Source organism: Rathayibacter iranicus NCPPB 2253 = VKM Ac-1602 (assembly GCF_003149025.1).
Taxonomy (GTDB): domain Bacteria; phylum Actinomycetota; class Actinomycetes; order Actinomycetales; family Microbacteriaceae; genus Rathayibacter; species Rathayibacter iranicus.
The window spans coordinates 67,799-75,341 of the sequence record NZ_QGDV01000015.1 but is presented as its reverse complement, the minus strand read 5'-3'; the positions used below and the strand labels follow the sequence as shown (position 1 = coordinate 75,341).

The following is a 7,543-nucleotide window of genomic DNA, read 5'->3' as shown; positions in this document are numbered from 1 at the left end:
CGGGGCGGACATCAATCTGCGCTCACCCAGGTTCGGCCTTCCACTGACGATGCTTCTCACGGATATTTCTGCCAGCCGCGAATACATTCGGGCCGTGTTTGCTGTGGTCACGGCGCACTCTCGACCCGATTTGACAGCGCATGTCGATCGGCGTCGTCAGGCCAGCGTGGGGCAGTATCTTGCGGATAACATGTTTGGTTTCATGCGCGATGAGGTTCGCGCGTATGCTGCGGCGTCCGGGCAAGATATCGACGTGATCTCATGAGACGGGAGCAGGGTATGGAGATTATTCCGCAGGCGGGGGCATGTCTGATGACGGTGAACGCGTGGGAGGGTCGCGCTCCGGTGCGGTGGATGCTGCGTGAGCCCTCGAACGCACCTGTCGACAATGGCTGGCGGATTATGAGCGCGGCGGACAGCAGCGAGTATCTCGCAGACTCGAACAACTGGCGCATCACCGATTTCAACGATGCTTGCGAGATCGAGCCCGCTCTGATCGGCATCTACGATCTCCCGGTGGGAAGCGATCTGCAGATCGTCATCGACGAGCAGGGCAAACGTATTGTCGACACGCCGACCGGTCGAGAACTGACACCCGAGAGGATGTACGTCCCACCAGGCCGGCGACGCTAACTATCTCGGCAGCGATGCCAATATGGAACAGGTGCGGGACGTCGCGACCGATCTGCGCTCCCTCGCGCGAACGCGTCACATCTGGTCTCCTCGGGTGTTGCCGACCGTAGTCGAGTGCGCCATCAAAGGAGTCTTGGTGGAACAGATTTTCATCCGGCAGGCCCCACGTGCCCGCTTTTCAATTGTGTGATTCAAGAAGAGGAAAGGCAGTAAGAGTTATGGATGCTTATGTACTTGGGAAAATCGTTGGCGAAGTTGCTGTCGTCGTACTTATTGCCTGGCTGATTATCGGTGCGATCGTCAAGATCGTGAGATTTAACGTCATCAGGAAGCGGCACGGCGAAGAAGCTGCGCGAGAATTCTGGAATTCAAGGAAGAGGCGAGCAAAGAAGTAGCTGCCTCTCCTGAGATGATCTGTTAATGCGGCTCCGCCTCCGGGACGATCGTGAGGGCGCTCCTTGAGGTGGCCGTCAGCCCGCGGGGACCAGGCGGGTAAGCCGCGCGGTCAGCCACTCGACCGGGCCGAGGCCGACGAAGCGCCACCAGAGGACGCCCGCGCCCCAGACTCCGAAGACCAGGACGAGGGCTGCGAGCGGAGTGTCGGCTGTGTAGCCGAGTTCGGCAGCGGCGAAGGTGGCGACCACGGCCACCTGGAGCACGTAAACCGAGAGCGCGACCGTGCCCACCGCTCGCACCGGCAGCAGTGCTCGGTCAACGACGGCCGAGTGCCAGCTGGTCAGCAGCGCCACCGCGACATACGCGATCAGCACGAGCCCGATGTCGCGCAGTGTGTCCGGCAGACCGCCGGGGACGAATTCGACTCCGCTCACCTGCTCGACCAGCACACGCACGGGGTAGGTGACGGCGGCAACGACCGCGATCACCGCCAGCCACCGGTCGCGGCGGAGTCGGTGTTGGAGCAGCAGGGGGCCAAGGAGGAAGAAGGGGAGCAGGCTTGTCACCTGGTAGTTCGGCCCGGTGAAGAGCCAAAGAGTCACCAGATCGGCGGGCCCCGGCGGATACGGTCGCACCGGCCCGCCGGCGGCCAGTACCGCGGCATTCAGTGGGCCGGCGACGAGGGCCAGTGCCGCGGCGAGCCCAGCGAGCACGCGGGGTGGCAGGAGTAGCAGCGGGGTGCCGACTGCGAGCAGGAGTCCGAGGTACTGCAGCACGACCGCGATCCAACTGCCCCAGCCGTCGAGCCACAGGCCAAGCGCGACGAGCACCGCGCCGCGGATCAGGTTCTGCAGGATCACGCGTCCAGCACCAGCAGGTCGTCGGGCGAGCACCAGCGCCGCCGACATGCCCATCACCAGTGCGAACAGTGGCGACGCCAGATCGTTGATGTTCGAGGCGACGGAGCCGGTCAGTCCCGACCGAGCACTCGGCACGAGCGGCATCGCATGCGCGATCAGCATGGCGAGGACGGCGACACCCCGCAGCACGTCCAGTGCGATCAGCCGGTCAGAGCGCAGTCGCGGAGCGGACTCTGTCATCTCCCCAAGCTAGCCCGCGCCTCGCCCACCGTCTCCCTCCCCGCGACGAACCCGATCGACTCGTCGCAAACGGCTGTCACCACAGTCGCGCAGGGACCATTCGTGACGAGTCGACCGGCGAGATGCGAGCGCTTACACCTGCGCGGTGCGGCTGTCCTCCGTCGATCCGGGCTCGGCGTCGGAGTCGGAGGCGATGTCGGTGTCTGTCTCGTCGGCCCGGTCGCGCAGAGCCTCGGCCATCGCTCCCGCGCCCTCGTCGCCATGGTCGTGCTCGACCTGCTCGATCAATCCGCTCAGCTTCTCGTCATTGCCCGCATCGTCGCTGCCGGCCATGACCGGCCCGTCCTGTTCGCTTTCGCTCATCTGATTGCCTCCTGGGGATGTCCGGCGTGGGGAATCTCCGGCACGCGTGCCGGAGTCCTCGACGCTACCCATCCGCGGCGCGACAGCGCAGGTGATTGACTCGGCCGGAGTTCTGCAATACGGAATGATCAGCAGGCTTAGCAGAGGTGAGCGGATATCGCCTCCACCGCCCTTTCTGATGCGTCTTTCGCGAGAATATGGCGTCTTTTTCATGAAGGACACGGCGACTTCTCCGCCTGCTATGCTCATGCGACTTCTGCACCCGCAGAGGGATGATCGGTCTCGGCGGACGATCGATCATCCACACGCCTGTTGTCACCATCACCAGTAAAGGCGCGTATGGCTTCATACTTGTTCGTCAGCTCCGGGGGCGGTCATCTCAAGGAGATGTTCGCTCTCTCAGGACTCCTCGGAGTCGACCCCGCGGATCAACACTGGGCGACCGTGGATAGCGCGCTCAGCCGCACTCTGCTGAGCGATCGCCGCGTCACCCATCTGACCGATGCTCCGCCCCGAGCCGTCGTGCCGATGCTCCGTAACGGGGCCATCGCGCGCTCGCTCCTGGCCCGCGGATCCTTCGACGCGGTCTTCAGCACCGGTGCCAGTCCGGCCCTCTCCTTTCTTCCGCTGGCGACGACGCGGGGCATCCCCGCGCACTACATCGAGAGCGCTGCCCGCGTGCTCGGTCCATCGGTCACCGGCCGTCTCCTGGCCAAGGTTCCGGCGGTGGCGACCTACACCCAATACAGCTCGTGGGCCGATGAGCGTTGGCGTTTCGGCGGCTCGATCTTCGACACGTTCGGGGTCGAGGAGGCCGCCCCACGGCCCATCCGCCGGGCCGTCGTCTCTGTCGGCACGCAGGATAGCTACCCGTTCCCGCGCTTTTTCGCCGCGCTGGCGCCGCTCCTTGAGGGAGTCGAGGTGCTGTGGCAGACCGGAGCGAACGACGTCTCGCAGGTCGGTATTGAGGGCCGGCACTCGGTCCCGCACGACGAGCTCAATGCGGCGATGGCGGCGGCCGACATCGTGATCGCGCACGGCGGAGTCGGGACCGCGCTCAGCGCTATCGAGCAGGGCCACGTGCCGGTGCTCATTCCGCGCCGGGCTGCCTTTGGCGAGCATGTCGACGATCACCAGGTGCAGATCGCAACCCGTCTCGCCGACTCCGGTCTGGCAGTGAATGTCGATATCGAGAGCCTCTCCCGAGAGACGCTCGATCTCGCCTCCGCTCGCCGAGTCGTGTCTGCCGAGAGTGCTCCTCCTTTCGTATTGCAGACGCCGGCCGAGAAGTCATCGGCGCGATACTGGCGTCGGTCCACCGCATCGCGGTGAGTCCGAAGCTGCGATCAACTGTGATCGAGACGTCATCTGAACGTCATCTACGGCCCGTACACTTTCGATGGGGTTGGGGGCCGGACGGGACTTCTCGTGCGTCGATATATCCGTCGATATCGACACAGTCGACCAGCTCGACACTGATAACGAATGCTCCGAAGGAATCTCGATATGACTGACACGACTCGCGGCTTGTCGCGCCGTTCTCTCCTTGCTGCTTCTGCGGCCGGAGTCGCCGCGACGGCCCTCGTCGCCACTCCCGCACATGCCGCGCCGGCCTACTCCGTGATCCCGAAGTTGCCCGGCGAAATCTCCCGCACCCGCACCACGATCTCGCGGTTCGGCAAGAAGCCGTACGAGATCATCGATGTGAAGATCGGTTCCGACTCCACCCGCCTCTTCGTCCCGCACACCGCGGTCCCGAACAAGGGAATTTCGGTGCCGGTCGTCTGGTACTACCACGCCAGCGGGAGCAGCTACACGGCCCTGTCGGGCGCCTACCAGTACTCGGCGGACCAGCTTGTCGATCAGGGCATCGTCAGTATCTGCCCGAACTACGGCGGTTCCACCACCTACACCAGCTCTGTCGCGCTTGCCGCACAGGTCGCCGCAGTGAACTGGGTCACGAGTCTCTGGACAGTGCAGGCCAGCTTCCTCCGCTCCAACTCCGGCGGCGGTGCACTGCTCTGCTGGGCCTACGCGAACCGGATGCTTCCCACCATCTACGGCGCCTACCACTCCAGCGGCGTCTACGACCTCGAAGACACGGAGGCGCGCGATCCCGGCCGCGTGCTCGCGGTCTATGGCGGTGACCGCACCGCACTCCGCGCCAGCAACCCGTCGCGCCTTCCGCAGTCGGTCTGGGCGGGCTCACGCCTGCGGATCACCGCCGGCTCGGCCGACACACTCGTTCCGGCCGAGATTCACGGCGGACGCCTGCGCCGCCTCGCTCTGCCTGTCGCGCGGGAGGCAACCATCGCCTATCACAGCGGCGAGGGCGGGCAGTACGGCCACGTCGTGCCCAGCTTCACCAATAACGACATGGTGCAGACCTTCCAGCGCTGGCTGCGGGAAGGTCCGGCCTGATCGAGGCCGCGGGCTCTCCTCAGGGGGAGTTCCCGATCACCTCCCACGAAGGAGGAAGCCCTCGCGCGGTGTCACTGCCGCGAGCACTGCCCGCCTCCGCCCGCCCCTCCTCCCGATGCCAGAAGGACCCCACCACGTGATCGATCTCCTCCCGCGGCGGCTCGTCGTCGTCTCGCTGTTCGCGGTCGCCGTGGTGATCGTGGCCGGCATGGGCTACATCTTCACCAGCCGTGCGCCCAGTGCAGGCGTGCAGGTGGTTGCGCTCGGTATCGGCGGCATCGTCGGCGCGTTCGTCCTGCTGCGCGTTCCGGCGCACTGGCTGCCGGCGATGGCGCTGGCGTTCTTCGCGGTCGTCCCCACGCCGCTCACCCCGTCGAGCTTCACGTTCCGGATGACGCTGTGGGGAATCATCCTGATCGTCTGGGCGGTGCGCCGCGCGCTCACCCCCGAACTCTGGCGCGCGCCGATCCGCGACTGGATGCGCGAGCTGGTGCTCACGCCCTGGCGGGCGATCGCGATCCTCGCCTTCGCCGCCTTCCTCATCTGGGCGGCGATCGCGACGGTCCGCGGCTCCTTCGCCTCCGCCGGTGTCTCGTGGATGTTCAGCTTCGCGATCTGCGTGGGGCTGCCGATGCTCGTCTTCGACGCCCAGCGCGAGGCCGTGCTGCTGCGCCGGACCTGGGTCATCCTCTCGGGCCTGCTTGCCCTCTATGCCTGCCTTGAGCTGGTGGCGCAGAGTTCGCCGATTATCGGCGCCGTCTACGAGGTGCTCGGCGTTGAGCAGGACCAGCACTGGTCGCTGTACCGCGCCGAGATCACGTTCGGCCATCCGCTGCTCGCCGGCACCTTCCTGACCGTCGGCGCGGCGCTCGCCTTCGGGGCCTGGCTCCAGGGTTCGCGCCGCTCCGACCTGCTGCTCGGGATCCTCGCCTCGGCCGGAGTCGTCGCCACCGTCTCGCGTGGTCCGATGGCGGCGGTGGCCGTCGCGGTTGTCGTCGCGCTCGTCGCCGTCAGCGTCATGAACCCCGACCGCTCGTTGCTGCGGCCCGGCTCCATCCTGGTCGCGGGTCTGATCGCCGCGGTCGGCGTGCTCAATTTCGAGCCCGTCACCGCCCGCAATAACAACCTGGACGCCTCCATCTCGGCCGACGCCCGCGACCTTGCGGTGACCGTGGCCGTCAAAGCTGCCCAACTCTCCAACTGGCTGGGTTCTGGAGCGGCCACCTCGGGCATCAGCGGCCGCAACTTCTCCGACGTGGTCATCGAGAACTCGTTCCTGCAACTGCTGATCAGCGTCGGCATCCCGGGGCTGCTCTTTTTCGTCATCCTGATGGTCGCGCTCGTCGGCAGCGCGCTCAGCCGCCGCGATGTCGCTCCCGCGGCCGGGCTGCTCGGCTTCCTGATCTGCCTCGCGGGCTACAACGCGATCGACGCGGTCCGTCCGAGCCACCTGCTCCTGGGCTTTCTGGTCATCATCTGCCTCAACCCGGTGCACGTCCCCGACTTCTCCAAGGGCATCCGGATACGCCAGCCGCTCGGCGCCCGGATCTTCGACGCGCCGATGGCGGCCGGGATGCGGAGCGAGCGATGAGCCGCCGCTCCCCAAGGCCGGACTCGTCTCCCGCCGACCTCGTCGTGCAGCAGTCGCTCGCACCGCCGGACTCGACCACCCAGTACGTCGACTCGATCGTCGACGGCCTCGCGCCCGGCGTCGAAGTGCTCTTCTTCTCGTGGCGCAGCGCCCTGCTCGCCGATTATGACGTCCTGCACGTGCACTGGCCCGAGCTGATGATCCGCGGACGCAGTCCGCTGCACCGCTTCCTGCGCCGCCGTGCGCTCGACGCGCTCCTGGTGCGCTTGGCCCTCCAGCGCATCCCGCTCGTACGCACGGTGCACAACCTCGAGCCACACGAACTCGGGCCGGCCGCTGAGCGCCGCTCGCTCGCCCGGATCGACCGCGCCACCGACCTGTTCATCCGCCTCAACCCCACCACGGTCACTCCCGGAGCGACGCCCGCGGTGACCGTGCTGCACGGCCACTACCGCGATCAGTTCGCGGAGCATCCGCTGCCCGAGAGCGAGCGGGGCCGGCTGCTGTACTTCGGCATCATCCGCCCCTACAAGGGTGTGGTGGAGCTGATAGACGTGTTCCGCGGAGTGCCCGACGATTCCCTCTCGCTGCACGTCGTCGGCAGCCCGAGCGCTGGCCAGCGTGAGCTGGTCGAGGAGCGGGCCACCCGCGACTCCCGCGTGCATACGACGCTCCGCCGCGTCGACGACGCCGAGATGGTGGACGAGATCGGCCGGGCCGAGCTGGTCGTCCTGCCCTACCGCGAGATGCACAATTCCGGATCGATCCTGGTCGCGCTCTCGCTGAGCCGCCCGATCCTGGTGCCGCGCACGCCCGCCAACACGGCGCTTGCGCAGGAGGTCGGCAGCGACTGGGTACTCGAGTACGACGGCGACCTCACTCCCGAGCGAGTCACTGCCGCTCTGGAGCGCATCCGCGTGCGCCCGCCCGAAGGGCTCCCCGCCCTCTCCGGCCGCGACTGGGACGTGCTCGGCCGTGAACTCAAGCAGGCCTACGAGGGCGCTATCGCCACCAAGAAGGGCTCGACACGATGAGCGCG

General features: G+C 66.6%; 8 protein-coding genes. 6 read left to right on the top strand and 2 right to left on the bottom strand.

The window, feature by feature from the left end:
- On the top strand, positions 1–265 hold a 265-nt coding region (locus tag B0H03_RS16680), incomplete at its 5' end, for a hypothetical protein (RefSeq protein ID WP_165827985.1).
- 14 nt (positions 266–279) lie between these two features.
- Positions 280–633, top strand: coding sequence for an immunity protein Imm33 domain-containing protein (locus B0H03_RS13465; RefSeq protein WP_104265543.1), 354 nt, complete (start codon positions 280–282; stop codon positions 631–633).
- 470 nt (positions 634–1,103) lie between these two features.
- On the opposite strand, the gene B0H03_RS13460 is transcribed toward B0H03_RS13465, so the two are convergent.
- Complete coding sequence (locus B0H03_RS13460) at positions 1,104–2,129, bottom strand: DUF418 domain-containing protein (RefSeq protein WP_104265542.1); 1,026 nt, start codon at positions 2,127–2,129, stop codon at positions 1,104–1,106.
- 132 nt (positions 2,130–2,261) lie between these two features.
- Complete coding sequence (locus B0H03_RS13455; RefSeq protein ID WP_104265541.1) at positions 2,262–2,492, bottom strand: hypothetical protein; 231 nt, start codon at positions 2,490–2,492, stop codon at positions 2,262–2,264.
- Positions 2,493–2,831: 339 nt separating this feature from the next.
- On the opposite strand from B0H03_RS13455, the gene B0H03_RS13450 reads away from it, so the two are divergent.
- The 4 genes from B0H03_RS13450 to B0H03_RS13435 all read left to right on the top strand — a co-directional run bounded on the left by B0H03_RS13450 (position 2,832) and on the right by B0H03_RS13435 (position 7,538).
- Positions 2,832–3,824: a glycosyltransferase gene (locus B0H03_RS13450; protein WP_104265540.1), complete on the top strand. Its 993-nt coding sequence runs from the start codon at positions 2,832–2,834 to the stop codon at positions 3,822–3,824.
- Positions 3,825–3,998: 174 nt separating this feature from the next.
- On the top strand, positions 3,999–4,913 hold the full coding sequence (locus tag B0H03_RS13445; RefSeq protein WP_104265539.1) for an alpha/beta hydrolase: 915 nt from the start codon (positions 3,999–4,001) through the stop codon (positions 4,911–4,913).
- Between the two features lie 136 nt (positions 4,914–5,049).
- A complete protein-coding gene (locus B0H03_RS13440) occupies positions 5,050–6,504 on the top strand; it encodes an O-antigen ligase family protein (RefSeq protein WP_104265538.1) in 1,455 nt (484 codons plus the stop codon).
- Positions 6,501–7,538, top strand: coding sequence for a glycosyltransferase (locus B0H03_RS13435; protein WP_104265537.1), 1,038 nt, complete (start codon positions 6,501–6,503; stop codon positions 7,536–7,538). Before B0H03_RS13440 ends, B0H03_RS13435 begins: the two co-directional genes overlap by 4 nt.
- Positions 7,539–7,543: the final 5 nt, after the last annotated feature.